This is a genomic window from Kitasatospora sp. NPDC127067 (assembly GCF_042724755.1).
Taxonomy (GTDB): Bacteria; Actinomycetota; Actinomycetes; order Streptomycetales; family Streptomycetaceae; genus Kitasatospora; species Kitasatospora lactacystinica.
This window is the reverse complement of the sequence record NZ_JBHXEM010000018.1, coordinates 87435-110305: the sequence shown is the minus strand read 5'-3', so window position 1 is coordinate 110305 and position 22871 is coordinate 87435. Positions and strand designations below refer to the sequence as shown.

Genomic DNA, 22871 nt, shown 5'->3' with positions numbered 1-22871 from the left:
CTGCTCAGCTGTGGTTTCGGCGGCCCCGGCCAAGCTTGGCCGGGCCTGACGTGGAGCGTGGCGGTTTCAGCTCTCCCACACAGGAAGTCGGCTGGGCCGACTTCCTGTGCACAAAGCGGGCCGGCGCGGCCTCACATCCCGGATCTCAGCACGTCGACCTCGCAGCCCGGCGCGAAGGGGTCGAAGCCGTGCTCGATCAGCCAGCGAACCGCCAGCAGGCTTCGCAACGACCACCACGCGCGGATCACGTCGAGGTCGACGTCGGTGCCGTACCCGGCGATGACGTCGTCGAGGTGCTCCTCGTGTCCGAGCGTGAAGGTGGCGAGGTCGTACAGGGCGTCACCCCGGCCCGCCTCGGACCAGTCGATGATGCCGGTGACCTCGCCACCGTCGACGAACACGTGCGCGACCTGCAGGTCGCCGTGCGTGAACGCCGGAGTCCACGGCCGGAACGCGGCCTCGGCGACCTCGCGGTTGCGGGTGACCAGGTCGGCGGGCAGGACACCGTTCGACACGAGCGCCTCGCACTCGTCGTCGAGTTCCGCCGTCAGCGCGACGACGCTCCGGCCGGCCCGGCCGGGCCTGGGCGGCAGCGGCGCGTCGTGCAGCTTCCGGATGGCGGCGCCCGCCGCGGCCCACTCCGCCGGTGACCCGGTCGACGGCCCGCCGAGGCGCCCGAGGGTCCTCCCCGGCAGCGCGGCGATCGCGAGCACGGGCGGCTTACGCCACAGGACCTTCGGGGTCGGGACCGGCGCGAGGGACATCGCCTCGACCTCGACGTCGATGCGCGCCTGATCGGCGTCCACCTTCAGGAACACGTCTCCGACGCGCAGGGTCGCGCGCTCGGAATGGGCGACGACCACCGTGACCTCATCCATGGGCGACCAGTATCCCGGGGACGGCCGCCGCCGTCGCCGGGTTTGTCACGTGCGACAACGCGGCCGACCGCTGCCCGCCGCCCGGCGGCCTCGCGCACGACACCGCACCGCCTCGCGCCAGAAGTCGGCCCCGCCGACTTCCTGCGCGCACCACGGGCCAGTGCAGCGGTAGGGCTTGGCGTCGTGTCCGTCGCAGGCCAGGACGAAGGTGGCGCTCGACGATGCCGGCGAAGGGAACCCGCACCGCACGACATACTCCCGGCGGATTACTCCGGTACCTCGCGGGGGCTACGAACGACACCAGAATGTTTACATCCATGAGCCGATTCGGCACGGAGCCGCGGAACCTAGCGTCGACCCCATGAAACGCAATCGCCGTATCAGCGCTGTCGCCGTGCTGACGCTCGCCGCCCTCGTCACCGGAACCGGCGCCGGGTTCGCCGCCACGACCACACCGTCGGCCACACCGGTGGCCACGCACGCGTTCGACACCGCACCGGCCACGGCCACCGCGCCCACACGGTCCTTCCAAGGCACGCTCCCCGCGCCGACCGGCCCCTACGCCGCCGGCGAGGACATCATCCACCTCACCGACGCGAGCCGTCCCGACCCGTGGGTGCCCTCGTCCGGCCCCCGCCAACTGACCGTCACGATGGTCTACCCAGCCGTCCCCGGAACCGGGACCCCGGCCCCTTACATGACCCTCGCCGAGGCAGCCGGAGCCATCCGGTTCCGGGGGATGCCGGCCAGCTCCGGCGTCACCCCACAGAACCTTTCCGGCGTCACCACTCACGCCTTCGACGGCGCGCGGCCGCAGCGCGGCAAGTATCCGCTGGTGGTCCTCTCACCCGGGTTCGAGGACCAGCGCATGACGCTCACCTCGCTCGCGACCGACCTGGCCAGTCACGGCTACGTCGTCGCGCTCGTCGGCCACACCTACGAGGACAGCGGCGAGACGCTGGCGAACGGCGAGACGCCGACGTGCGCGATCTGCCACAACCCGGCGCTCGACTTCGACTCCGTCGCCGCCAGCCGCGCGCTGGACATGTCCTTCGTCATCGACCGGCTGACGCACGGCAATACCGCGTGGCCCCTGGCACGCCTCATCGACAAGCACGAGATCGGCACGGCCGGACACTCCATCGGCGGAGCGGCGGCCGCCACCACGATGACCGCCGACCCGCGAGTGCGGGCCGGAGTGAACATGGACGGCTCCTTCCACCCGGCCCCGATGCCCGGCCGGATCAACCGGCCGTTCCTCATGCTGGGTGCGGCCGACAACCACCCGGTCGGCGGCCACGACACCACGTGGGGCCAGGCCTGGGCCGCCCTCGGCGGCTACAAGAAGTGGCTGACGGTCGCCGGCGCCGACCACACCAGCTTCACCGACCTGGACCTGCTCCTGGAGGAGGCCGGGTTCCCGACGCCGGGGCCCCTCTCCCCGGAACGCGGGGTGGCGATCACCCGCGAATACGTGACAGCGTTCTTCGACCGGACGCTGAAGGGGATCCACAGTCCGCTGCTGGACGGCCCCTCGCCGAACAACCCGGAAGTGCTCTTCCAGTACCAGTGACGTGAGTCGGAGATTCTCTGGCAGCAGGCGGCGACTTTGTCGAGGATCTGGTCGGCGCTCTCGGTCCGGACGAAGGGTCTGGGGTGTTCGTTCCAGTTGGCGAGCCGGTCCGGAACTTCCACGCGGTCGCGTCGATCACCTGCCGGTGATCGCGCCACCGCCCACCCCGTGCCCAAGGCCTGACATCCGACCATCTCGCACAGGAAGTCGGCCCCGCCGACTTCCTGCTCACCCCCACTGGTCCCCCATGATGGTGATCATGACTGGTGAGCCCCTGTCCGTGTCCTTCGCCGAGCTGCGCAGCTCGTTCGACGTCGTACTCCGTCACATGGAAGCCGCTGCGGCGGGCGATGCCGTCGCCCTGGACAACGACTACTTCTGGTCCATCCCCCCGAACGACCTCTACGACGTCACCCGGGAGCCGGACGAACTCACCATCGGACAGCTCTCGGAATCCTGGCAGCACCTGCGGGACGTAGTCGCCGACCCGGACCGCGCACTGAGCCACCACCTGACGTGGCTCGCCGACGTCCTCCGGGCCATCGCCCACGAGCACCCGGCATAGCCCCCCTCCCGCCCCGCGCGGGAAGTGCCGAAAGTCTCCGATGTTTCAGTCCCGGAAGCTGGGACGCAGGGTGGTCCTGTCCCGGTTCATCTGCTCCGGCGACGGTGGAGGGCGAGCCTGCGACCCGCGGAAACGCAACAGAAAGGGCCCGGTCGGCAGCGGCCGACGGGGCCCTTGTCCTTGCCGGACGACGCTCCGCTCCGACGCGGCACGGGCGAAGATCAGCCCGCACCGAAGCGTGGGCGCGGCCGGATCACTCGCCGTCGGCGCTCACCGGGACTTCGTCCTCCCGGATGATGATGTGCTCCTCGCCGTCGATGGTGACTTCCGTGCCCGCGTACTTGCCGGACAGAGCCTTGTCCTTGGCGGACTCCGTCACCTTGCTGTCCTCGGCCATGTCTCCTCCTTCCGGTCGACACGGCGTCGACCCGTACCGATCCTGTCATGACTGACCGTCACCGGGCCATCGCTCACGACCGACCGGCCCGACCCCACCCACCCCGCGCGGGAAGTCGAGCCCGTCGACTTCCCGCGCACGTCAACGCTCCGAAACAGCTGGACCCCGAGCAGCCCGGGGTGTTCCGGAAGCCCGCATGCGGGGCACTTCCTCGATCCGGTCCGGAAGTTCGACCGGGCCGAAGGAGGTCCCCGGCCGGGGCGGGCCCGGCCGGGGACGCGAACGGCTACAGGTGGACGTCGGAGACCTCGAAGGTCTGGACGCTGTAGGCACCGCAGTTGGACCAGAACCGCCCGCCGTTCATCACGGTGTCCGCGTAGTACTGGTAGCGCTGGCCGTCACCGGCGCCGACGCCGGTGACCCAGCGCTTGACCGCGGCACCGTGTACGCCCGGCTGCGAGAACGCCGACAGGTCGAACGTGAGCCACTGCGCGTCCTCCAGGAGGTAGGCGACCACGACCAGCTTGTGGTTGACGGCGTCGTAGGCCGCGACCGCGTTGTTGTGGCCGGTGTCCATGATCGTCATCCCCGGGCGGATGTGCCGCATGTACTGGGCGAGCACCCAGTACTTGGGGTTGACCTCGACCAGCGCCCCGTCGGTGAAGTCGATCGCGCCGAAGCCGTGCCAGTCGAGGATCTGCCAGGCCACCCAGGCCGAAGGGTGGAGCAGGTGCAGGTCGGCATGCAGGTTCTCGGCGAGAGCCAGGCCGTGTGCCCACCCGTCGCCGTACTCGGAGTTCCAGATCCGCTTGCCGTCGGCGGACACCGCGTCGTACAACCCGACCCGGTCGCCGCCGAGTTCGTCGTAGCCGTGCACGTTGACCCGGCCGACGGCCGCCTTGGTCACGGCGTCGAACTCCGGGCTGGTCCAGGTGTTGCGGGCCAGCGCGGTGCCGTTCTCGTCGAGGCCCGCCACCAGCGTCCCCGTCAGGCCCCGGACGTCCAGCTGGGCGCGGGTCCGCCGGATGAGGTCGGCCTGCTGGGCGTGGGTGTAGTAGCAGCCTTCCTGGGTGGTGTCCATCACCGCCTTGTTGCCCCAGTTCAGGCCCGGCTCGTTGAACGGCTGGACCGAGGCGAAGTCGATGCCCCAGTGGTCGTGCGCATACCGTGCCACCGTCGCCAGGTAGGCCGCGTGGCGGTCGAAGTTGCCGTCCTGGAGGTTGCAGAGGCCGTCGGCGGCGCCCTCCGGGTTGTCGTTCTTGAGCATCCACCACATCGGCGAGTTGGCGAAGAGCTCGAAGGTGTCCACGCCCCGGGCCTTCGCCTGCTGGAGCACGCCCCGCTGCTTGGCGTCCAGGGTCCAGTCGAAGCTCGACGAGGACGGGTCGTCGGAGTTCCAGTCGAGCTGGAAGCCCTCGATCTTCTTGAACCCGTCCAGCGGGGACGCCATCTTCCGGGAGCCGATGGTGTTGCTCCCGGACCCGCCGGCGCAGTACCGGACGATGTTCATGCCCAGGCCCGGCAGCTGGTGCCCGAGGAACGGGACGGTGTTGCGGGTGAACAGCAGGTCGGCCAGGTCGTCCCGGGGCCCGATCCGGTTCGCCCACCAGCCCAGCGTGGTGCCCCAACCCTCCCAGCGGCGGGTCCACTCCACGTTCGGCGCCGGCGGCTTGACCTCGATCGTTCCGATCGGCTGGCCCGCCCAGGAACGCCCGGTTCCGGAGATCAGCGTCATCGCGCCGAGCGGCACTCCCACGAGTCCGCGCAGCAGCGTACGTCGTTCCATCGGTTCCCCCACAAGTCGTCACCCCCCGCAGTCGCGGGGGTGCCAGTTGTATCGCGCACCATCGAAATCGCGATGGGCTCGGCCCGGGGCGGACCCCGGGCGACTGGTCGGCACAGGTACCGATTGGTCGGCGTGCCGCCGTTGTCGATGCCGGTGCACCGGTGGAATCCGTCGCCGCCGGTCACTCCAGGAGGAGTCTGCCTCGTCGTCCACCGTGGTTGGCCGACGGCTCCCGAGGGAGCACGCAATGTCAAGAACCGGCGACGCTGGGCGTGAAAGAGCGCCCGGAAGAGCGTCTGGACGGGAGCCCGGACCGTCAGCGCGTGGCTGCGGCGTACTGGTCCGACGACAGCTCGAACACCCGGACCCGCCGACCGCTGGTGGGGTTGACGGTCTCGCGGGCCGGGTGCATCCCCAGTTTGGTCATGATCCGTTCGGAGGCGTCGTTGCCCACCTGGGCGATGCTGACGATCCGCTCCAGCCCCCGCTCCTCGAACCCGAACCGGACAGCGGCCACAGCGGCCTCCGTGGCCAGGCCCCGCCCCCAGTGGGAACGTCCCAGCCGCCAGCCGACCTCGACCGCCGGCAGGACCTCCGGCAGGAATGCGGGCACCGAAAGCCCGGTGAACCCGGCCAACTCGCCGGTGGAACGGATCTCCACGGCGAACAGGCCGAAGCCCCGCGACTCCCACTCGCCCTCCCACGCCCGGATCCCGGCGCGGGTCTGCTGCTCGTCACGGACGCTGCCGTCCCGGATCCACCGCATCACCTCGGGATCGGCATTGACGGCAGCCATGGGCGCGACGTCCGCCTCGCGCCAGCGACGCAGGATCAACCGGGGAGTCTGAAGCGTGACCATTCCGTCATTCTGGATCAGCAAGTGGCTCTCCGCCATCCTCATCGGACACTTTCGATCCATGCCTGGTGCCGCGTCAGGCGGCGGCCCCTGCCGACACGAGTGAGCGCGGCTCTCACGAGGTGGCACCCCGTCACGGTCGCGGCGGGTCCGCTCGCAGGAGCCGGCCCTCGCCACCGGCGAACCCGATGCCTTGGAAGGAGGCGCCGAACTCCACCTGCTCGAAGCCGAGTTCCCGGTGCAGGTCGAGCGAGGCGCGGTTCCTGGCGGAGATGAAGCACCAGACGGCCGACCCTCCTCCCCACGCCCATTCCATCCGGCGCCGGGTCAGCAGCCTCGCGATTCCACGACGCCGCCAGTCGGGATCCACCGTGACACCGGTCAGGTAGTGGCCGGCCGGGGCACCGTCCCCGGCGTGCTCGGGCAGGAACGCCGCGCTCGCGTACCCGACGGCTTCACCGGACACCTTCGCGGTGATCACCAGGCTGCGCTCAGCACGCAGCGCCCGCCGGATGCGGTCCGCCCATGCGCCCGCCGAACCACCGCGCGCCCGGGCCTGGATCGCGGCCAACCTCGGCACATCGTCCCCGGTCGCCTCCACCACCACCGCGGTCACCGGAGCAGGCCGCTCGGCCGGGTCCGGAGCGTAGGCGGCGAACCGCGCGTCCTGCCCTGCCATGTCGTCTCCCCCCATCGTCCGGCGTCGTCCCGCACCCGCACGCTACGGCGGCGGTGGCGAGCTCGTCGGCGACGGGGCCGTACGCCGTCAGCGACTTCAGCGGCGTCACCGGCCGGTACCCGGCTCCGGCCCCGACCCACCGGAGCGGCTGCGGCCCGAGGAGCCGAGCCGGCCGCCCGTCAGCAGTGAGGGCAGTCGGGAACAGGGGGAATCGTCGGGAAGGTGTCGTTCCCGAGGAGCCAGTCCGTGAGCCATTCCGCCAGGGTGACGTCCTGCGGGGAGGCGTAGTGGTGGTCGCAGGCGTTCTCGTCCATGCCCCACATGGCGCCCTGCGGGGTGCTGAGGTCGAGGCACCACCAGATGACACCGCCAAGGGTCACCAACGGCACCACGCCGGGCGGAAAGCCCGGCTCGGAGGCCCATTTCCGGTGGACGCGCGCCAGAGATGCCTCGTGGCTGAACCGCCGCTTCGACTCGGTGAGCGAGACGACGCCGCCGTACGGCCCGAAGCCGCCGTCGGCGACCTCGCAGTAGATCCTCCGCAGCAGCGGCGCCATCGGAAACCCGGTGAGGGCCTCGAACTCGTCGGCGGCCTTCGTCGGCGCGGGCAGGGGAAGACCGCGGGCCTCGGCGAACTCGTGGAGGCCGGCGACGATCTCGTCATCGGTCCAGGCGGGAGAAGTCACGGAGGAACCGTAGCGGCATGATCGCCGGTACGTCCTCGCGGGTCGTCACAGCTCACCGCGGGAGGATGCGGACGGTCGCGGCCCCGTCCGGGCGGGGTTCAGGGGCGGTCCTGGAGGAGGGCCTCGCCGAGCGGGGTCAGGGCGTGGCGGACCCCGGGGCCGGTGCGTTCGGTGGTGAGCAGGCCCGCGGCCCGCAGGACGGTGGCGTGGTGGCTCGCGGTGGCGGGCGAAGTGCCGGTGCGGCGGGCCAGTTCGGCCGTGCCCGCCGGGTCGGCCGCCGCCCGCAGGGTGCGGGCGCGGGTGGCGCCGAGCAGGGCGACGAGCGCGCCGCCCGGTTCCGCCGCGGCGACCGGGGCCCAGACCGACCGGTAGGTGGCGAGGTCGCGGGCCAGCGGGTAGTGGAGCACGGGAGGGTGCTCGGGGCCGCGGTTGTCGGTCATCGCCATCGGCTCGGGCCAGAAGAAGGTGGGCGCGAGCACGATGCCGGTGCCCCGCAGCCGCAGGTCCGCGTCGACGGGGCAGGGCAGTTCCAGCACCGGCGACTCCCACCGGATGTCGGGGTGCAGCGAGCCGAACAGGCCGTCCAGCCCGGAGTCCGCCGCGAGCAGCGCCCGCGCGGTGCGCTCGGTATGAGCGGCGGCGAGCAGTTGGGACCAGTACGGGGCGATCGCGACGGAGTGGTACCTGCGCAGGCCGCGGCCGACGAAGGCGCGCCATTCGCGGTCGCCCCGGTGCAGCTCGCGGATCCAGCGGGGCACCCTCGGCCGGATGCGTTCCAGGATCCGCAGGTCCGCCGCCCACAGCCGGCCGGGCAGCGACCAGGTGTGGTCCAGGCTGTCCGCCAGCGTGGTGGCGTCGGCGTGCAGGAAGGCCTCCGGGGCCTGCGCCGCCCCGGCGGCGGTCGCCAGCTCGAACAGGAGCCGCGACTCGGGGCCCAGGAGCGTGCGGGTCCGGCTGCGCCAGCCCTCCAACGCCACCCCGCCCACACCGCGGGCCTGCACCAGGGACAGGCTCAGGACCGTCTCGGTGAGCGGGTCGGGTGCCCGCGTGATCCGAACCCTGGTCAGGTCGTCGTGGGTGAAGTGGATGCGCAGCAATCCTGCTCCTCGCGTCACGGGGGCTCCCGAGGGGTGCGGCCGCGTCCCGGCACCGGTCCCCCGCCGGGCCTCCGCCCCCTACGGCCTTCCGCCCACCGTAGACGGACGGCTCCGGCTCGCGGTGGCGTTGCCCGGCTCTGACCGGATCGTGGCGTTTCGGCGGACGACGGGCGCCCGGATTCGATGGAACCCGAAGGGTCTTGGGAGCGAGCGCAGCGGTTCGTGAGACTGGCCGCCGAGGGCGCCCCGAGGTGGCGCCCCGACTCTGGTGAGGAGTGAAACCGTCATGCGATTCACCCGTCAGTCCGTCGCCCGCTCCCTCGTCGTCCGCTCCCTCGTCGTCACCGGCACGGTGCTCGCCGCCGCCACCACGCTGGCCACCCCCGCCCAGGCCGACCCGGTGCAGCACCGCTACGCCAACGTCTCCGCCTACAACAAGTGCCTCGACATCCGCGGCGGCTCCACCTCCGAGGGCGCGCTGCTCCAGCAGTTCGACTGCAAGCTCGCCTCGAACCAGTCGTTCTGGACGGACACCTACCTCGGCGACCCGTCCACCGACATGAAGGCCGCGAACTCCGGTCTCTGTCTCGAACCGACCGGCATGAACGCCGGCGCCACCATCATCCAGCGCCGCTGCAACTACAGCGAGGGCCAGCGCTGGGAGCACGTCGCCCAGGCCAGCGGGGTGATCGCCATCAAGAACCGGGCGACCGGCCTGTGCCTCGCGGACGCGGGCGCGCCGTCGGGCAGCCGGCGCGAGGTGCGTCAGCAGCCGTGCGACGGCACCACCACGCAGCTCTGGGTGGTGCGCTGAGTCCGGTCGACCACGACCCCGGCCGGGGACGTCCGGACGTCCCCGACCGGGACGGCGGTTCAGGCGCAGACGTGCTCGTAGGAGACGAGCCTCCTGCCGACAACACTCCCGAAGCCCACCTGATCGGCCGCGGTGCAGGAGGCCGGCGCGAGCCCGACGACCCCTGGAGTGACGGCATGACGGCGCCGCGGGACAAGCTTCATCGCTTCCCCCCGGTTCACGACCGCTTCGATCCTACGGTCAACTCCCCTGTGCGGAACCGGGAACGGCATACCGGGATCGCCAAGGCCCGTCCGGCCCGTTGATAGCGTGATCGCCATGACGGAGCTGGAAGAGTCGGAAGAACTGGAAGCGCTGGTCCTGACCCCCGACGAGCGGGCACGGGGAGTCCGGGTCGACCGGGTGATGTTCACCATGGACTGGACCGGCGAGGACCACCCGGGGCAGCTGGCGGCATTCGTGGCCGGTCGGCTACGGGCCTTCGGGGCAGAACCGGCGGGCATCGACACCGAGGTCGTCCACCGGGCGGCCGAGGCCGACCCGGCACTGCGCCGCGGTGACGTCCCGGTCCGTCAGCTCGATCACCTCGCCGGCGTGCTGGCGGACCTCGGCCGCACGCTCCTGGTGCGGGAGAACGGCACCGACACCTACGAACTGCTGGTCGCGCTGACCGGTGGGCGCGAGCCGGCCGGGTTGCTGCACGAGGGCCTCCCGGTGCGGGCCTGGGGCTCGGAGCCCGAGGAGACCCTGGTCAGCCTGAACTGCCCGGACTGCTCGCAGATGCTGGTGTGGGAGCTGCCGCCGACCGAGACCCTCGCCGACGAGCACTGCGACTGCGGCGCCGCGTTGTTCGACACCGCAGGCCGCCCGCTGCCCAACGTCACACTCCACGCCTGAGCCGGGCCGGCGCTCCGCGCAGGAAGTCGGGCCCGCCGACTTCCTGCGCGGAGCTGCGATGTGGAATGCCCCGAACCCGCCCTCGCCGCCTCGGACCTGCACGTGGTGATGTGCTGTGTGCTGTGCACGGTTACCTGTACGCGGTGCTGAGCTGCACTGTTGATGGGGAGTCGAACCCCGCGTTGCTCTTCACGCGCCAGGAGTGGGCCGGAATACCGCCGGCCCTCGGTGTGTGCACGCCTCCGAAGCTGCTACCTGCTCCACATCGTCCGAACATGCCGGACTGTCAGTCCAGCAGATCGACCTCCCAGTTCGTGCGCTGGATCCGCACATCGACCTCGCGGATCTCCCGCGCGAGCGCGTCCGCCTGGCCGCGCAGTTCGGCGACCGGGAGCGCGGAGAGCATCATCAGCTCGGACCGGAGCTGTCGGCCGTATCCCCGGTCACCCGTCCCCGCTGCCGCGTCCGCCGCCGCGGTGACCACGGAGTGACGCAACCGCAGAACGTCCCGGCGCGCGAGGGCATCGGTGAGCGTGCCGTCCGGACCCATCTCCACGGTGGCGTTGGTCCGGTTGATCCGCCGGATCAACGTTTCCAGGGCGTCCAGCACCTCGCCGACCTCGGCCAGCAGCTGGGCCGCGTCCTCGGCGGGCGTCTCCCCCTCCTGGTGCCGCGCGCTGCTGACGATGCGCGCCCGCAGCTGTTCCGTACGGCGCGTCGCCTCCGCGCGTTCTGCCAGTGCCTCGGCAAGCTTCATTTCTGCACCTCCCCCTCTCTGAGCTCGCACGAGTATACGAGTGCGAACCGGCCCGTCCGCACCTGGTTTTCCGCTCCGTCGGGGCCCTGACCAGCGACAGAACCGGAGACGGAGCCGGAACGGGGAACCGGGTCGACGGCCGGTCAGGTCCGACTCGGGGCGGCGGCCCGGCCGCGGAAGGTGGCCCGGTAGGCCTGGGGCGACACCCCGATCGCCGCGTGCAGGTGCTGGCGCAGCGAGGCGCCGGTGGCGAAGCCGATCTCGGTGGCGATCCGGTCGACCGGGAGGTCGCTGGTCTCCAGCAGGTGGCGGGCGCGGTGCAGCCGTTGCTGGATCAGCCAGCGGCCGGGGCTGGTGCCGGTCTCCTCCTGGAAGCGGCGGGCGAAGGTGCGCGGGCTCATCCGCGCGTGCGCGGCCAACTCCCGCAGGGCGAGCGGGCGGTCGAGGTGTTCCAGGGCCCAGGCCTGGGTCGCGGCGGTGCCGTTGGCGCCCTCCGGCGGCACCGGCTGTTCGATGTACTGGGCCTGGCCGCCCTCGCGCCAGGGCGGCACCACGCAGTGCCGGGCGACCTGGTTGGCGACGGCGCTGCCGTGGTCGGAGCGCACCACGTGCAGGCACACGTCGAGTCCGGAGGCGGCGCCCGCCGAGGTGAGGATGTCGCCGTCGTCGACGAACAGCACGTCGGCGTCCAGGGCGACGTGGGGGAACATTCGGCGGAAGGTCGGCGCCAGCGCCCAGTGGGTGGTGGCGGGGCGTCCGTCGAGCAGGCCGGCGGCGGCCAGGGCGAACGCGCCGGTGCAGATGGAGACGATGCGGGTGCCGGGGCGGATCCGGGCGAGGGCCGCGCGCTCGGCGTCCGGCAGGTCGGCGGTGACGCGGTGCAGGGCGTAGGGCGGGATGACGACCGTGTCGGCGCTCTCCAGCGCCTCGGGCCCGTGCCCGACGGTGATCGTGAAGTCGGCGTCGGTGGCGACCGTCCGGTCGTCGGTCGCGGCGCACGTCACCACCTCGTACGCTCCCGGCACCCCGGGGAAGACCCGGTTGGGGATGCCCAGCTCGAAGGGGTACACGCCGTCGAGGGCGAGGACGACCACGCGGTGCGGCGGCCGGTCGCCGGGGAGACCGAGGGCGCCGCGGAGACCAGGGGCGCCGGATCCGCGGTGGCCGCGGGGTGCGATCGCAGGCATGGCACGATCCTATCGGTCTTTGACCATCTTGCCATTTCGCAGGTCAGGGCCCCGGCCGCAGGCTTGGTCCATGACCACGAACACGATGCGAGCCGTCACCCAGACCACCCTCGGCGCCCCGGACGTCCTCCACGAGGCCGAGGTCGAACGGCCCACGCCCGGCGTCGGCCAGATCCTCGTCGCCGTCCACGCCGCCGGGGTCAACCCCACCGACTGGAAGCACCGCGAGCGCGGCATCTTCCTCGGGCAGCCCCCGTTCACGCTCGGCTGGGACGTCTCCGGCACCGTCGAGGCGGTCGGCCTCGGCGTCTCGCTCTTCGCCCCGGGCGACGAGGTCTTCGGCATGCTGCCCTACCCGTACGGCGCCGGCTCGCACGCCGAGTACGTCACCGGCCCCGCCCGGGCCTTCGCACCCAAGCCCGCCGCACTGACCCACGTCGAGGCGGGCGCGCTCCCGCTGGTGGCGCTCACCGCCTGGCAGGCCCTCGTCGACACGGCGCGGGTCCGGCCCGGGCAGCGGGTCCTGGTGCACGCGGCGGCCGGCGGCGTGGGGCACGTCGCCGTGCAGATCGCCAAGGCGCGCGGCGCGTACGTCATCGGCACCGCGTCCGCCGCCAAGCACGACTTCGTCCGGGGCCTGGGCGCGGACGAGGTGATCGACTACCGCACCGCCGACTTCGCGCAGGAGGCCCGGGACGTCGACGTGGTCCTCGACCCGCTCGGCGGGGAGGACCGGCTGCGCTCCCTGGAGACGCTGCGGCCGGGCGGCGTCCTGGTGTCGATCCTGCCCCACGACCTCGACGGGCTGGCCGAGCGCGCCGCCGAGTTGGGCGTGACGGCGAAGACCCTGCTGGTCGAGCACGACCGGGCCGGGATGGCCGCGATCGCCGCCCTCGCCGAGTCCGGACAGCTGCGCGTGCACGTCTCCGGCACCTACCCGCTCGCCGAGGCCGCCAAGGCCCACGCCGAGGGCGAGACGGGCCGGGTCACGGGGAAGCTGGTGCTCACCGTCCGCCCGTGACAGCGCCCGGCGGTGTCACGGGCGGACGGTGAGCAGAACCGATCAGACCGGGGCAGAGTCGGACCGATTCGGGCGGGATGGGACGATACCTGCCATGCCAAGCAAGTCTCCCCCGGTCCGGGGCATCGACGCCCCGCCCGACCCGCTCCGCCGTCTGCTGCTCGAACTGGGCGAAGCCCTGCTGGGCGGCGGCCTGCCCGTCCATGACGTCGAAGAGGAACTCCACTGGCTGGGGCGGGCGCTGGGGGCGCCGGACGTACGGGTCGCCGCCCTGACCAACGGGCTCTTCGTCGCGCTGGGGCCGGACGACGCCACCCGGTTCCAGCCGGTCGGCACCGCGCTGCGGTTCGAGCAGACGGCCGACGTCCTCCACCTGGTGCACCGGCTGCGGGCGGGCGAGCTCGACGGGCCCCGGGCGCTCACCGAGCTGGACGGGATCCGGCGGGCGCCGGCCCGCCGGCCCGCGTGGGTGTCGGACCTCGGGGCGCTGCCGGTCGGGGTGGGGGTCTGTCTCTTCCTGCAGCCGGTGGCGGCGAACGTGCTGGCGGCCGGGCTCGGCTCGCTGATCGTCGTGGGGCTGACCGTGCTCGCCCGGCGGCTGCCGTACCTGCGGCCGCTGCTGCCCGTCACCGCCGGGTTCCTGGTCGCGCTGCTGGTCCTCTCGCTCGCCCGGGCCGGGCTGCTGGAGGGCCCGCTGCGGACCATCGTGGCCACGCTGGCGATCCTGCTGCCGGGCGGACTGCTCGTCACTGGGCTGTCGGAGATCGCCGCGGGTGCGGCCAGCGCGGGTACGGCCCGGCTGGTGTCCGGTGCGGTGCAGCTGGCGCTGTTCCTCGCCGGGGTGGCCGCCGCCGCGACGGCGGCCGGCGTGCCGGCCGCCGCGCTGGCCGACGTGCAGGTCGCCAGGCCGAGCTGGTGGGTGATCGCGCTGGGGCTGGCGCTCGCGGTGGCGGGCGTGGTGGTCAGCGTGAACACCCCGCCCTCGGCCGTCCCGTGGATCGTCGTGGTGATCGCGGTCAGCGTCACGGTCCAGGTGGTGGTGGGGTCGGCGCACGGCGCGGCGGTCGGCGGCCTGGCCGGCGCGGTCACCGCCGCGGCCGCGGCCACCCTGGTGCACTGGCTGCCGGGCGGTCCGCTCTGGCAGGTGCTCTACCTCCCGGCGTTCTGGATCGTGGTACCGGGCTCCTTCGGCCTGCTGCACACCGCGCAGATCGAGGTCGGGAACGGCGCGCAGTCGGTACTGACGGCCGTGTCGGCGGTCTTCGGGGTGTCGATCGGCACCCTGATCGGCTCGGTGATCAGCCGGATCCCGCGTCCCTCCCGCGCAGTGCTGCTGCCCCGGGCCTGAGCCCGGGGCAGGCCGGGGCCCCGCTCAGGGGTGGCGCAGGGCCTCGGTGAGCCGGTGGGCGGCCTCGACGACGGCCTGGGAGAGGTGGGCGCCGGGGTGCCGGGTGAGGCGTTCGATCGGCCCGGACACCGTGACGGCGGCGACCACCCGGTTGGACTGGCCCCGGACCGGCGCGGAGACGGAGGCGACCCCGAGTTCGCGCTCGCCGACCGACTGGGCCCAGCCCCGGCGCCGTACGCCGCTCAGCGCGGTGGCGGTGAACCGGGCGCCCTGCAGTCCGCGGTGGAGCCGTTCGGGCTCCTCCCAGGCGAGCAGGATCTGGGCGGCGGCGCCGACCTTCATGGGGAGGGTGACGCCCACCGGAACGGTGTCGCGCAGGCCGGTGAGGCGCTCGGCGGCGGCCACGCAGATCCGCACCTCGCCCTGCCGGCGGTAGAGCTGGGCGCTCTCGCCGGTGATGTCGCGCAGCTGGGTGAGGACCGAGCCGGCCGCGGCCAGCAGCCGGTCCTCGCCGGCCGCCGTCGCGAGCTCGCCGACCCGCGGGCCGAGCATGAACCGGCCCTGGGTGTCCCGGCTGACCAGGCGGTGGTGTTCGAGTGCGACGGCCAGCCGGTGGGCGGTGGGCCGCGCCATGCCGGTGGCGGCGACCAGGCCGCCCAGCGTGACGGGGCCGGCCTCCAGGGTGCCGAGGATCGAGGTGACCTTGTCGAGCACGCCGACGCCGCTCGTGTTCTCCATGTGGGGGTACTCCAGTCTCGGGGCCCGGAGCAGCGGACGGTCGCTGCTCACGGCGGCTCCTGGCGGGGAGCCGGGGGGTGTGGTCAGCGAGGACGGGCCGGGGGAAACGGCCGATTGCCTGCGCCGGGCACGAGACGGGTACGCGAAAGCGCCGGGGCGGGAAGCGCCCGGGCGAAGGACAGCACAGAGAGCACCGTGTCTCCTCATCTTTCCCGCGCCACAGTGGCGACAGGCCGGAGTTGGCACTGCCCCCGGACGGCACGGCGCGTACTTCGGACGCCGGGTCGAACGGGGAGTTGCCGGGGCTTCGTAGGGCCGGTCCCTCCACCCCTCTGGATGATTCGCCAGGAACGATACAAGACTTCCCGGGCCGCTCGGCAAGCCCCCCCCACCCCCGACCCCCACCCCCGGCCGCCGCCCGCGGGCCCGCTCAGCGGTGGCGCGGCTCCGACAGGCCGGTGCACGGGGCCCGGTCCGGGCCGCCGGGGGCGGTGGCGTCCCAGGTGCTCAGGGCGGCGAGGGCGGCGGCGCGTTCGGAGGCCGTCGGCCGGGTGCCCTCGGGGCCGAGCAGGTAGTCGGCGACCGGGGTGAGCAGCAGGGTCGCGTCGCCGGCCGGGAGCAGCAGGGCCTCGTCCCACCGGTGCCGGATGACGGTGCGGCGCAGCAGGGTTCCGTGGCGCGGCCGGAGCGGGCGGTGGCGGCCGCGGCGGCGGCGCCGTTCGGGGGCGACCTCGGTCTCCAGGACGGTGCGCACGTCCCGCAGGGAGCCGAGCGGCACGTGTTCGGCGGCGAGGTCGAGGAGGGCCGCGGCCTCCGGGGCGAGCCGGTAGGCGGCGACCACCGCGGCGGTCTCGACGGGGTCGAAGGGCTGCCCGGCGAGCTGGGCCACGTCGATCACGTCGCCCGCGAGGAAGGCGCGCCCGAGTCCCTCCTCGGCGAGGGCGATCAGGCATTCCACGTGGTCGTCGGCGGCCAGGTAGGGGCGGACCGGGACGGTGGCGAGGTCGCCGGTGAGCGCGGCGGTGGCGACCCGTACCTGGTACCACGGGTCCAGCAGCGGGTCCTCGCCCGGCCAGCGCAGGGTGACGGCGGTGTGCCGGGGCCGCTCGCCGAACAGGGTGACCTCCACGGACTCCACCGGGTGATCGGTGACCAGCCGGTTGACGGCCTGCCAGAGCGTGGCCTCGGTGGGGCTGACGAGGCCGAGCTCGGCCAGCGGCCGGGGCAGGTCGGGCGGGTAGTAGCCGGCCAGTGGCAGGTCACGGATCGGACGGACCCCGGTGGCGTCGGCGAGGTCGCGCGCGACGGCCGCGTAACACTCGGCCCGGTCGCGGGCGCGCTGCAGTTCGGCGCGGGCGTGCCGGCCCATCCGGACGCCGTCCCGGGCGAGCGCGGCGAGCACCAGGTACGGGAGGTGGCGCTCGCCCCGGGCGCGGTGGAGCAGGTCGACCGGTCCGGCGGCCGGGTCGACGTCGAGCAGCCGGTGGAGCAGGTCGGTGTTCATGGGGTCCGCCTCCGAGAGCCGTGGTGGTCGGCCGGACGGCGGCCGGGCGACCGGGGACGTGGCGGGTTCGGCGGTCGGGGCCGGGCCGACTGCGGGCGCCACACCGTCGATTGTCGTCACGGCCGATCAACGCCGGATCACCACCGGGTCGATGATCCCTCGACATCCGCGGGGTGCCGTGGGTTGATAGGGGCTCATCGAATCGGGGGGCGGCACGTGCGCGGGCGGGGGCGAGCACATGAGGCGGGCAGGTGCAGGGATGGATGATTTCCGGTTCTCGGTGCTGGGACTGATGAGAGCGCAGCGCGGCGCGACCGCGCTGAAGGTGGGCAGCCCCCAGCAGCAGGCGATGCTGGCGGTGCTGCTGTTGCGGCCCGGCCACGGCGCGAGCGCCACCGACCTGATCGACGCCCTGTGGGGCGAGGAGCCGCCGGGCACCGCGATGACGACGGTGCGCACGTACGCCTGGCGGTGGCGCAAGGTGCTGCACGGCGAGGAACCGGACGCGCCGACCGTACTGACCTCGGTCGGGGACGGCTACCGGCTGGTGCTGCCCAAGCACGCGGTGGACGCGGCGCAGGCGGAGGAGCTGGCGGCGCAGGCCGAGCGCACGGCGGCCGCCGGGGAGCCGCAGCAGGCGCGTGATCTGCTGAACCAGGCACTGGAGTTGTGGCAGGGCGAGCCGCTGGCCGGCATCCCCGGCCCGTTCGCGCAGCGCCAGCGCCAGCGGCTCCAGGAGCTGCGGCTGACCCTGCTGGAGGAGCGGATCGCCCTGGACCTGGCGCTCGGCCGCTACTCCCGGTGCATCCCGGAGCTGACCTCGCTGACCACCGAACACCCGCTGCACGAGCGGGCGTACGGGCTGCTGATGCGCGCGCTGTACCAGGCCGGGCGGCAGGCGGACGCACTGGCGGTGTTCCGCGGCGCGCGTCAGCTGTTCCTGGCCGAGCTGGGCGTGGCGCCCGGGGCGGAGCTGGACCTGCTGCACCAGCGGATCCTGGAGGGCGACCCGACGCTGGCCGCCCCGGCGCCGGCCCTCCGGCCGGTGTCCGCCGTGCCCGGGCCGGCCGCACCCCTCCCCGGCCCGGCGGAGCAGACCGTGCCCGGGGCCGGATCGCCGGAGCCGGCCGGCGGACCCGCGGTGCCGGACGCACCCGCCGCCGCCCCGGCCGGGAACGGCGTGCCGGCCCCCAGACCGGCCCAGCTCCCGCCCGACGCGGCCGACTTCACCGGCCGTACGGTGCTGGTGGAGCGGCTGGTCGGGGCCCTCGGCGCGCCCGGCCAGCAGGCGCTGGCGATCGCGACCGTGGTCGGCATGGGCGGGGTCGGCAAGACCGCGCTGGCCCTGCACGTCGCCCACAGGGTGCGCGAGGCCTACCCGGACGGGCAGCTCTACGTCGACCTGCGGGGCGCCGACGCCACCCCGGCCGATCCGGAGGCGGTGCTCAGCGGCTTCCTGGTGGCGCTCGGCGTGCCGGCCGACGCGGTGCCGGACGGACTGGACGCCCGCTCGGCGCTGTTCCGCTCGGTGGTGGACGGCCGGCGACTGCTGCTGGTGCTCGACAACGTCCACGACACCGCGCAGATCAGACCGCTGCTGCCGGGCGCGGTCGGCTGCGCCGTGCTCACCACCAGCCGCACCCGGCTGTCCGGACTGCCCGCGACCGTCCAGGCCGACCTGGGCGTCTTCGAACCCGAGGAGGCGCTCGAACTGCTGGGCCGCACCATCGGCGCCGAACGGCTGGCCGCCGAGGCCGAGGCCGCCCGGGAGCTGCTGCTCGTCTGCGGCCACCTCCCGCTCGCGGTGCGGATCGTGGCGGCCCGGCTGGCCGCCCGGCCGAGCTGGACGGTGCAGACGCTGGGCCGCCGGCTGGCGGTCGAGCGCCGCCGGATCGACGAGCTGCGCATCGGCGACCTGGAGGTGGCGGCCGCCTTCGAACTGAGCTACCGCCAGTTGACGCCCGCCCAGGCCCGGGCGTTCCGGCTGGCCGCCTCGGTGGACGGCCCGGATCTCGGGCTGCAGGCCGCGGCCGCCCTGCTGGACCTCGACGAGTACGACGCCGAGGACCTGCTGGAGGCCCTGGTGGACGTGGCGATGATGGAGTCGCCCTTCCCCGGCCGCTACCGCTTCCACGACCTGCTGCGCGCGTTCGCCCGGCGCCGTCCGGACGATCCCGGCGCGGCGGTGGCGGCCCGCGACCGGATGCTCGACCACCTGCTGGCCACCGCGTGCACGGCCTTCCAGCACGCCGTTCCCGGGGATCCGGCGGCCGGCGCGCTGGGGCCCGCCCGCAGCGCGGGCGTTCCGCTGGACGGCCCGGACGGGGCGCGGGCCTGGGCCGAGGCGGAGGGTTCCGGGGCGATCGCGCTGGCCGCCCAGGTGGCGGGCTGGACCGTCGCGGACGACGCCGCGGCCGCCCCGCCCGCCGCTGCCGACGCCCGTGCGCACGGGCCGGGGCAGGGGCCGGGGCCGGGGCCCGAGCCGCTGCGCGCCGCGATCGATATGCTGATCGCGCTCACGCCGTTCGTCCTCGCCCCGCCCAGCCGTCAGCTGGCCACCACCGCACAGGCCCTGGCCGCCGCCGCGGTCCACCGCGCCGACCACCGGGCAGCTGGCCGGGCGCACTTCCTCCGCGGCAACGTCGCCCTGGCCGCCACCCGGCTGGAGGAGGCGGAGGCGGCCTCCCGGCTGGCGGTGGCCGCCTCCCGCTCGGCGGGCGACACGGTGATCCTGCGCCAGGCGCTGAACGACCTCGGCCTGGTCTGCCAGTTCCTCAGCCGCTACGACGAGGCCGTCGGGCACTACGACGAGGCGCTGCTGCTGGCCCGCGAACTCGGCCACCGCTCCGGGGCGCTGGTGACGACGGTGAACGCGGCGCTGGCCCGGGTGCGCAGCGGGCGGGCCGCCGAGGCGGTGCCGATCTGCCACGAGGCGCTGGCCGAACTGCGGACCCGGCACGACGATCCGGGCCGGGCGTACACCCTGTACGTGCTGGGGCTGGCGCTGCACGGGCTGGGGCGGCACGAGGAGGCGGTCACCTGGTTCGGCGAGTGCCTGGTGGTGGCCTCGGCGGCCGGTCTGCGGGCCCGGGCGGCGCACGCCCGCTACCGGATGGCGGACAGTCTGCGGTCGCTGGGCCGGACGGACGAGGCGCTGGAGCACGCCGGGCAGTCGCTGGAGCTGTGCGAGGAGCTGGGTGCCGAACGGGACCAGGGCCACGCGCTGGTGGTGCTGGGCCGGACCCTGGCCGACCTCGGGCGGGAGGCCGAGGCGGGCGGCCGGCTGCGGGAGGCGCACCGGATCTTCGTCCGGCTGGGGCTGCCGGAGGCGGCGGAGGTGGCGGGGCTGCTGTCCCCGCGGGAGGGTTCTGCCGCATCGGCCGGATCGGCTCCGTCGGTCCCGTCGGCTCCCTCGGTCCCGAAGGGGCGGCGGGCCGCCGACCGGCTGTCGTCGGGCTGCTGAAGAATCGATCCTGCGCCCGGCTTCGGCGCGCTCAGGAACCGGCGTGCACGGGGCCCGGCACGCTCAGGAACCGGTGCTGTTCCAGTCGCCGGTGCTGCCGTGCCCGGTGCTGGTCGGGGTCGGGGTGGGGACGGCCGTCGGCGTCGCGTCGCCGCTCACCACCGTCGCCGTCCCGGTGCCGGCCGACTCCGCCACGGCGACCGTGGCGGAGAGGCCCGCGCCCAGGGCGACGACCACCCCGAGGCCGACCGTGAACAGCCGCAGGCGGGTACGGGCGGTGGCCGGACGCTGCGTCATCTCTGGTGCTCCCTTGGGTCGCTTCCCCGGGGGGAAGGGGTTCCGTCGTGGTGTGGCACCAGTCTGGCCGGGGGCGGTCAACGGCCGATCTACAGCCGAGCACCGGTGGTCACCACTGATCACCGGTGCCCGGCCGAGCCGCTTCTCAGACCTCCGAACGGATCTCCAGGGTGCAGCACTTCACGCTGCCGCCGCCCTTGAGCAGCTCGCTGAGGTCCATCCCGATCGGCCGGAAGCCGCGCTCGCGCAGCCGCGCGGCCAGGCCGACGGCCGCCTCCGGCAGCACCACGTGCAGGCCGTCGCTCACCGCGTTGAGGCCGAACACCGCCGCGTCCTCGCCGCCCACCAGCAGCGCGTCCGGGAACAGCCGCCGCAGGACGGCACGGCTGCCGGCCGAGAAGGCCTCCGGGTTGTACATGATCTCGTCGCCGTCGAGCACGGCGAGCGCGGTGTCCAGGTGGTAGTAGCGCGGGTCGACCAGCTCCAGCCCGATCACCGGCCGGCCGAAGAACTCCTGGGCCTCCGCGTGCCCGTCGGTCACGCTGCGAAAGCCCCGCCCGGCCAGCACGGAGCCCGCGGTCAGCAGCAGGTCCCCCTCGCCCTCGTTGACGTGCTCCGGATCGCGCGTCTCGAAGCCCCGGGCGCGGAACCACTCCAGGTAGGCCGGGCCCTCGGCGGCCCGCTCGGCGTTGCGGAAGCGCGCGCCGAGCACCTTGCCGTCCACCACGGTGGCGCCGTTGGCCGCGTAGACCATGTCGGGCAGGCCGGGCAGCGGGTCGATCAGGTCGACCCGGTGGCCGAGCTCGCCGTAGAGGGCGTACAGCCGCTCCCACTGGGCGACGGCGAGGTCGGTGTCCACCGGCTTGGCGGGGTCCATCCACGGGTTGATCGCGTAGCTGACCTCGAAGTGGGTCGGACGGCACATCAGGTAGTGGCGCGGGCGGGCGGTGCGGGTCATCGGGGCCTCCGGGTGAGGGCGGGTCGGGAGGTGGCGCGAGGTGGCGCGGGCTGGGGCGGGGCGGGGCGGCGCGGTCAGGCGGCGGGGTCCGACGGCCGGGTCGGGAAGTCGCGCAGGCCGCGCAGCGGGCTGGCCAGCAGCACCCCGCCGGCCGAGAGCAGCACGCCCGCCATCAGCCAGATGGTGCCGCGGGCGCCGATCACCTCGCCGAGCCAGCCGCCGAGCAGGGCTCCCACCGGGATCGCGCTGTAGTTGAGGGTCGCGGAGCTGGCCCTGATCCGGCCGATCATCTCGGGCGGGCAGTAGGCCTGGGAGAAGCTGCCGGCCAGGACGTTGCCCGCCACCACGCCGCAGACCGCGACGGCCCAGGCGAGCGCGCTGACCACGAGCGGCAGCCGCTCGCCCGCCAGCGGCAGCAGCAGGATGAAGGGCGCGACCACCAGCTCGCAGACCAGCAGCCCGCGCGCGGTGCCCAGCCTGCGGGCGATCCGCCCGGCCAGCATCGCACCGGCCAGCCCGCCGACGCTCACCAGCGCGAACACCGCGCCCACCGCGCCCGGTTCGATCCCCACGCTGCGCACCAGGAAGACCGTCTGCACCGCCTGGATGCCGTTCAGTCCCAGGTTGCCGACCGCCGCGAAGCAGGCGAACGTGCGCAGGTAGGGATCGCGCAGCAGGAACCGGACGCCCTCGCCGATCTCGCGCGGGATGCCGCGCCGTTCTGATACCGGCGGGGGGCGCTCCTCCGTCCTGATCCGCCGCAGGCAGAACGCCGACACCAGGTAGGTGAGCGAGTCGGCGAGCATCCCGCTGGCGGCGCCGAAGGCCTGCGCGAGCAGACCGGCCGCGCCCGGGCCGGCGATCTCCGCCGCCGAGGCCCCGGAGCGCAGCTTGACGTTGGCCTCCAGCAGGTCGGCCTTCGCCACCAGGGTGGGCAGCACCGCCCCGTAGGCGGTGGAGAAGAACACCTTCACCGCCCCGGTCAGCAGGGCCACCACCACCAGCTGGGCGAGGGAGAGCGCCCCCAGCCACGCGGACACCGGGACACTGGCGAAGAGGACGAGCAGCAGCAGGTCGCAGACCAGCATCACCCGCAGCCGGGGCCAGCGGTCCACCCAGGCTCCGGCCGGCAGGCCGAGGAACAGCCAGGGCAGCCAGGCGGCGGCGTTGATCACGCCCACCGCGAAGGGGCCGGCGCCCAGGGTGACCACGGCCACCAGGGACAGCGCCACGCTTCCGACGGCCGTGCCGAGGGTGCTGGTGGTCTCACCGATCCAGAGCCGGCGGAAGTCCCCCTGGGCCCACAGGCCCCACCGGCCGCGCGGCCGCTCCGGCGGCGCCGGTGATTCGATCGGGACGGTGGTGGTCAT

Annotated in this window: 21 protein-coding genes and 1 riboswitch; of the genes, 7 read left to right on the top strand and 14 right to left on the bottom strand. The window is 73.8% G+C overall.

Annotation, left to right across the window (positions count from 1 at the left end; all coding sequences use genetic code 11):
• Positions 1 to 131: 131 nt before the first annotated feature.
• On the bottom strand, positions 132 to 878 hold the full coding sequence (locus ACFWJ4_RS10860) for a phosphotransferase family protein (RefSeq protein ID WP_380541806.1): 747 nt from the start codon (positions 876 to 878) through the stop codon (positions 132 to 134).
• A gap of 361 nt (positions 879 to 1239) precedes the next feature.
• Here ACFWJ4_RS10860 and ACFWJ4_RS10855 point away from each other — a divergent pair, with 361 nt between their 5' ends.
• Positions 1240 to 2451, top strand: coding sequence for an alpha/beta hydrolase family protein (locus ACFWJ4_RS10855; RefSeq protein ID WP_380541804.1), 1212 nt, complete (start codon positions 1240 to 1242; stop codon positions 2449 to 2451).
• Positions 2452 to 2710: 259 nt separating this feature from the next.
• Positions 2711 to 3016 (top strand): hypothetical protein, encoded by a 306-nt coding sequence (locus tag ACFWJ4_RS10850; RefSeq protein ID WP_380541801.1) that lies wholly within the window; start codon positions 2711 to 2713, stop codon positions 3014 to 3016.
• A 253-nt stretch (positions 3017 to 3269) separates the two neighbouring features.
• Here ACFWJ4_RS10850 and ACFWJ4_RS10845 read toward each other — a convergent pair whose 3' ends face one another.
• The 6 genes from ACFWJ4_RS10845 to ACFWJ4_RS10820 all read right to left on the bottom strand — a co-directional run bounded on the left by ACFWJ4_RS10845 (position 3270) and on the right by ACFWJ4_RS10820 (position 8517).
• Complete coding sequence (locus ACFWJ4_RS10845) at positions 3270 to 3413, bottom strand: hypothetical protein (protein WP_380541798.1); 144 nt, start codon at positions 3411 to 3413, stop codon at positions 3270 to 3272.
• A gap of 286 nt (positions 3414 to 3699) precedes the next feature.
• Positions 3700 to 5199 (bottom strand): glycoside hydrolase, encoded by a 1500-nt coding sequence (locus ACFWJ4_RS10840; protein WP_380541795.1) that lies wholly within the window; start codon positions 5197 to 5199, stop codon positions 3700 to 3702.
• 316 nt (positions 5200 to 5515) lie between these two features.
• Entirely contained in the window at positions 5516 to 6058 is a 543-nt protein-coding gene (locus ACFWJ4_RS10835; RefSeq protein ID WP_380541823.1) for a GNAT family N-acetyltransferase, read from the bottom strand.
• A gap of 130 nt (positions 6059 to 6188) precedes the next feature.
• Positions 6189 to 6734, bottom strand: a complete 546-nt coding sequence (locus ACFWJ4_RS10830) for a GNAT family N-acetyltransferase (RefSeq protein ID WP_380541792.1) — start codon at positions 6732 to 6734, stop codon at positions 6189 to 6191.
• 179 nt (positions 6735 to 6913) lie between these two features.
• Positions 6914 to 7420 carry a hypothetical protein gene (locus ACFWJ4_RS10825; protein ID WP_380541789.1) on the bottom strand — a complete coding sequence of 169 codons (507 nt, stop codon included), beginning with the start codon at positions 7418 to 7420 and terminating at the stop codon, positions 6914 to 6916.
• A gap of 98 nt (positions 7421 to 7518) precedes the next feature.
• Positions 7519 to 8517, bottom strand: coding sequence for a winged helix-turn-helix domain-containing protein (locus ACFWJ4_RS10820; RefSeq protein ID WP_380541786.1), 999 nt, complete (start codon positions 8515 to 8517; stop codon positions 7519 to 7521).
• Positions 8518 to 8803: 286 nt separating this feature from the next.
• Between ACFWJ4_RS10820 and ACFWJ4_RS10815 the strand changes: the two genes are divergently transcribed.
• Together ACFWJ4_RS10815 and ACFWJ4_RS10810 are read left to right on the top strand one after the other, a co-directional pair.
• Positions 8804 to 9331, top strand: coding sequence for an RICIN domain-containing protein (locus ACFWJ4_RS10815; protein WP_380541783.1), 528 nt, complete (start codon positions 8804 to 8806; stop codon positions 9329 to 9331).
• Positions 9332 to 9649: 318 nt separating this feature from the next.
• Positions 9650 to 10228, top strand: coding sequence for a hypothetical protein (locus ACFWJ4_RS10810; RefSeq protein ID WP_380541780.1), 579 nt, complete (start codon positions 9650 to 9652; stop codon positions 10226 to 10228).
• A 286-nt stretch (positions 10229 to 10514) separates the two neighbouring features.
• Here ACFWJ4_RS10810 and ACFWJ4_RS10805 read toward each other — a convergent pair whose 3' ends face one another.
• The gene (locus ACFWJ4_RS10805) at positions 10515 to 10985 is read right to left on the bottom strand and encodes a DIP1984 family protein (protein WP_359911388.1); all 471 of its coding nucleotides are present in this window, start codon (positions 10983 to 10985) and stop codon (positions 10515 to 10517) included.
• A gap of 143 nt (positions 10986 to 11128) precedes the next feature.
• The gene (locus ACFWJ4_RS10800; RefSeq protein WP_380541820.1) at positions 11129 to 12079 is read right to left on the bottom strand and encodes a GlxA family transcriptional regulator; all 951 of its coding nucleotides are present in this window, start codon (positions 12077 to 12079) and stop codon (positions 11129 to 11131) included.
• A 163-nt stretch (positions 12080 to 12242) separates the two neighbouring features.
• On the opposite strand from ACFWJ4_RS10800, the gene ACFWJ4_RS10795 reads away from it, so the two are divergent.
• Both ACFWJ4_RS10795 and ACFWJ4_RS10790 read left to right on the top strand, forming a co-directional pair.
• Positions 12243 to 13193 carry an NADP-dependent oxidoreductase gene (locus tag ACFWJ4_RS10795; RefSeq protein WP_380541777.1) on the top strand — a complete coding sequence of 317 codons (951 nt, stop codon included), beginning with the start codon at positions 12243 to 12245 and terminating at the stop codon, positions 13191 to 13193.
• 94 nt (positions 13194 to 13287) lie between these two features.
• A complete protein-coding gene (locus ACFWJ4_RS10790) occupies positions 13288 to 14541 on the top strand; it encodes a threonine/serine exporter family protein (protein ID WP_380541774.1) in 1254 nt (417 codons plus the stop codon).
• A gap of 24 nt (positions 14542 to 14565) precedes the next feature.
• Here ACFWJ4_RS10790 and ACFWJ4_RS10785 read toward each other — a convergent pair whose 3' ends face one another.
• Complete coding sequence (locus ACFWJ4_RS10785; protein WP_380541817.1) at positions 14566 to 15279, bottom strand: IclR family transcriptional regulator; 714 nt, start codon at positions 15277 to 15279, stop codon at positions 14566 to 14568.
• A 200-nt stretch (positions 15280 to 15479) separates the two neighbouring features.
• Positions 15480 to 15622: riboswitch (SAM riboswitch) on the bottom strand.
• 87 nt (positions 15623 to 15709) lie between these two features.
• On the bottom strand, positions 15710 to 16783 hold the full coding sequence (locus ACFWJ4_RS10780; RefSeq protein WP_380541771.1) for a hypothetical protein: 1074 nt from the start codon (positions 16781 to 16783) through the stop codon (positions 15710 to 15712).
• Positions 16784 to 17042: 259 nt separating this feature from the next.
• Here ACFWJ4_RS10780 and ACFWJ4_RS10775 point away from each other — a divergent pair, with 259 nt between their 5' ends.
• Positions 17043 to 20246 carry a BTAD domain-containing putative transcriptional regulator gene (locus ACFWJ4_RS10775; RefSeq protein WP_380541768.1) on the top strand — a complete coding sequence of 1068 codons (3204 nt, stop codon included), beginning with the start codon at positions 17043 to 17045 and terminating at the stop codon, positions 20244 to 20246.
• Between the two features lie 63 nt (positions 20247 to 20309).
• On the opposite strand, the gene ACFWJ4_RS10770 is transcribed toward ACFWJ4_RS10775, so the two are convergent.
• The 3 genes from ACFWJ4_RS10770 to ACFWJ4_RS10760 all read right to left on the bottom strand — a co-directional run bounded on the left by ACFWJ4_RS10770 (position 20310) and on the right by ACFWJ4_RS10760 (position 22871).
• Positions 20310 to 20543 (bottom strand): hypothetical protein, encoded by a 234-nt coding sequence (locus tag ACFWJ4_RS10770; protein ID WP_359911374.1) that lies wholly within the window; start codon positions 20541 to 20543, stop codon positions 20310 to 20312.
• A 145-nt stretch (positions 20544 to 20688) separates the two neighbouring features.
• The gene (ddaH, locus tag ACFWJ4_RS10765; RefSeq protein WP_380541765.1) at positions 20689 to 21501 is read right to left on the bottom strand and encodes a dimethylargininase; all 813 of its coding nucleotides are present in this window, start codon (positions 21499 to 21501) and stop codon (positions 20689 to 20691) included.
• Between the two features lie 74 nt (positions 21502 to 21575).
• Positions 21576 to 22871: an MFS transporter gene (locus ACFWJ4_RS10760; RefSeq protein ID WP_380541762.1), complete on the bottom strand. Its 1296-nt coding sequence runs from the start codon at positions 22869 to 22871 to the stop codon at positions 21576 to 21578.

Bases quoted from the DNA above. Each gene is read 5' to 3' on its own strand.
- ACFWJ4_RS10860 (WP_380541806.1), bottom strand. From the start codon at position 878: ATGGATGAGGTCACGGTGGTCGTCGCCCATTCCGAGCGCGCGACCCTG.
- ACFWJ4_RS10855 (WP_380541804.1), top strand. From the start codon at position 1,240: ATGAAACGCAATCGCCGTATCAGCGCTGTCGCCGTGCTGACGCTCGCC.
- ACFWJ4_RS10850 (WP_380541801.1), top strand. From the start codon at position 2,711: ATGACTGGTGAGCCCCTGTCCGTGTCCTTCGCCGAGCTGCGCAGCTCG.
- ACFWJ4_RS10845 (WP_380541798.1), bottom strand. From the start codon at position 3,413: ATGGCCGAGGACAGCAAGGTGACGGAGTCCGCCAAGGACAAGGCTCTG.
- ACFWJ4_RS10840 (WP_380541795.1), bottom strand. From the start codon at position 5,199: ATGGAACGACGTACGCTGCTGCGCGGACTCGTGGGAGTGCCGCTCGGC.
- ACFWJ4_RS10835 (WP_380541823.1), bottom strand. From the start codon at position 6,058: ATGGTCACGCTTCAGACTCCCCGGTTGATCCTGCGTCGCTGGCGCGAG.
- ACFWJ4_RS10830 (WP_380541792.1), bottom strand. From the start codon at position 6,734: ATGGCAGGGCAGGACGCGCGGTTCGCCGCCTACGCTCCGGACCCGGCC.
- ACFWJ4_RS10815 (WP_380541783.1), top strand. From the start codon at position 8,804: ATGCGATTCACCCGTCAGTCCGTCGCCCGCTCCCTCGTCGTCCGCTCC.
- ACFWJ4_RS10810 (WP_380541780.1), top strand. From the start codon at position 9,650: ATGACGGAGCTGGAAGAGTCGGAAGAACTGGAAGCGCTGGTCCTGACC.
- ACFWJ4_RS10805 (WP_359911388.1), bottom strand. From the start codon at position 10,985: ATGAAGCTTGCCGAGGCACTGGCAGAACGCGCGGAGGCGACGCGCCGT.
- ACFWJ4_RS10795 (WP_380541777.1), top strand. From the start codon at position 12,243: ATGACCACGAACACGATGCGAGCCGTCACCCAGACCACCCTCGGCGCC.
- ACFWJ4_RS10790 (WP_380541774.1), top strand. From the start codon at position 13,288: ATGCCAAGCAAGTCTCCCCCGGTCCGGGGCATCGACGCCCCGCCCGAC.
- ACFWJ4_RS10785 (WP_380541817.1), bottom strand. From the start codon at position 15,279: ATGGAGAACACGAGCGGCGTCGGCGTGCTCGACAAGGTCACCTCGATC.
- ACFWJ4_RS10780 (WP_380541771.1), bottom strand. From the start codon at position 16,783: ATGAACACCGACCTGCTCCACCGGCTGCTCGACGTCGACCCGGCCGCC.
- ACFWJ4_RS10775 (WP_380541768.1), top strand. From the start codon at position 17,043: ATGGATGATTTCCGGTTCTCGGTGCTGGGACTGATGAGAGCGCAGCGC.
- ACFWJ4_RS10770 (WP_359911374.1), bottom strand. From the start codon at position 20,543: ATGACGCAGCGTCCGGCCACCGCCCGTACCCGCCTGCGGCTGTTCACG.
- ddaH (WP_380541765.1), bottom strand. From the start codon at position 21,501: ATGACCCGCACCGCCCGCCCGCGCCACTACCTGATGTGCCGTCCGACC.
- ACFWJ4_RS10760 (WP_380541762.1), bottom strand. From the start codon at position 22,871: ATGACCACCACCGTCCCGATCGAATCACCGGCGCCGCCGGAGCGGCCG.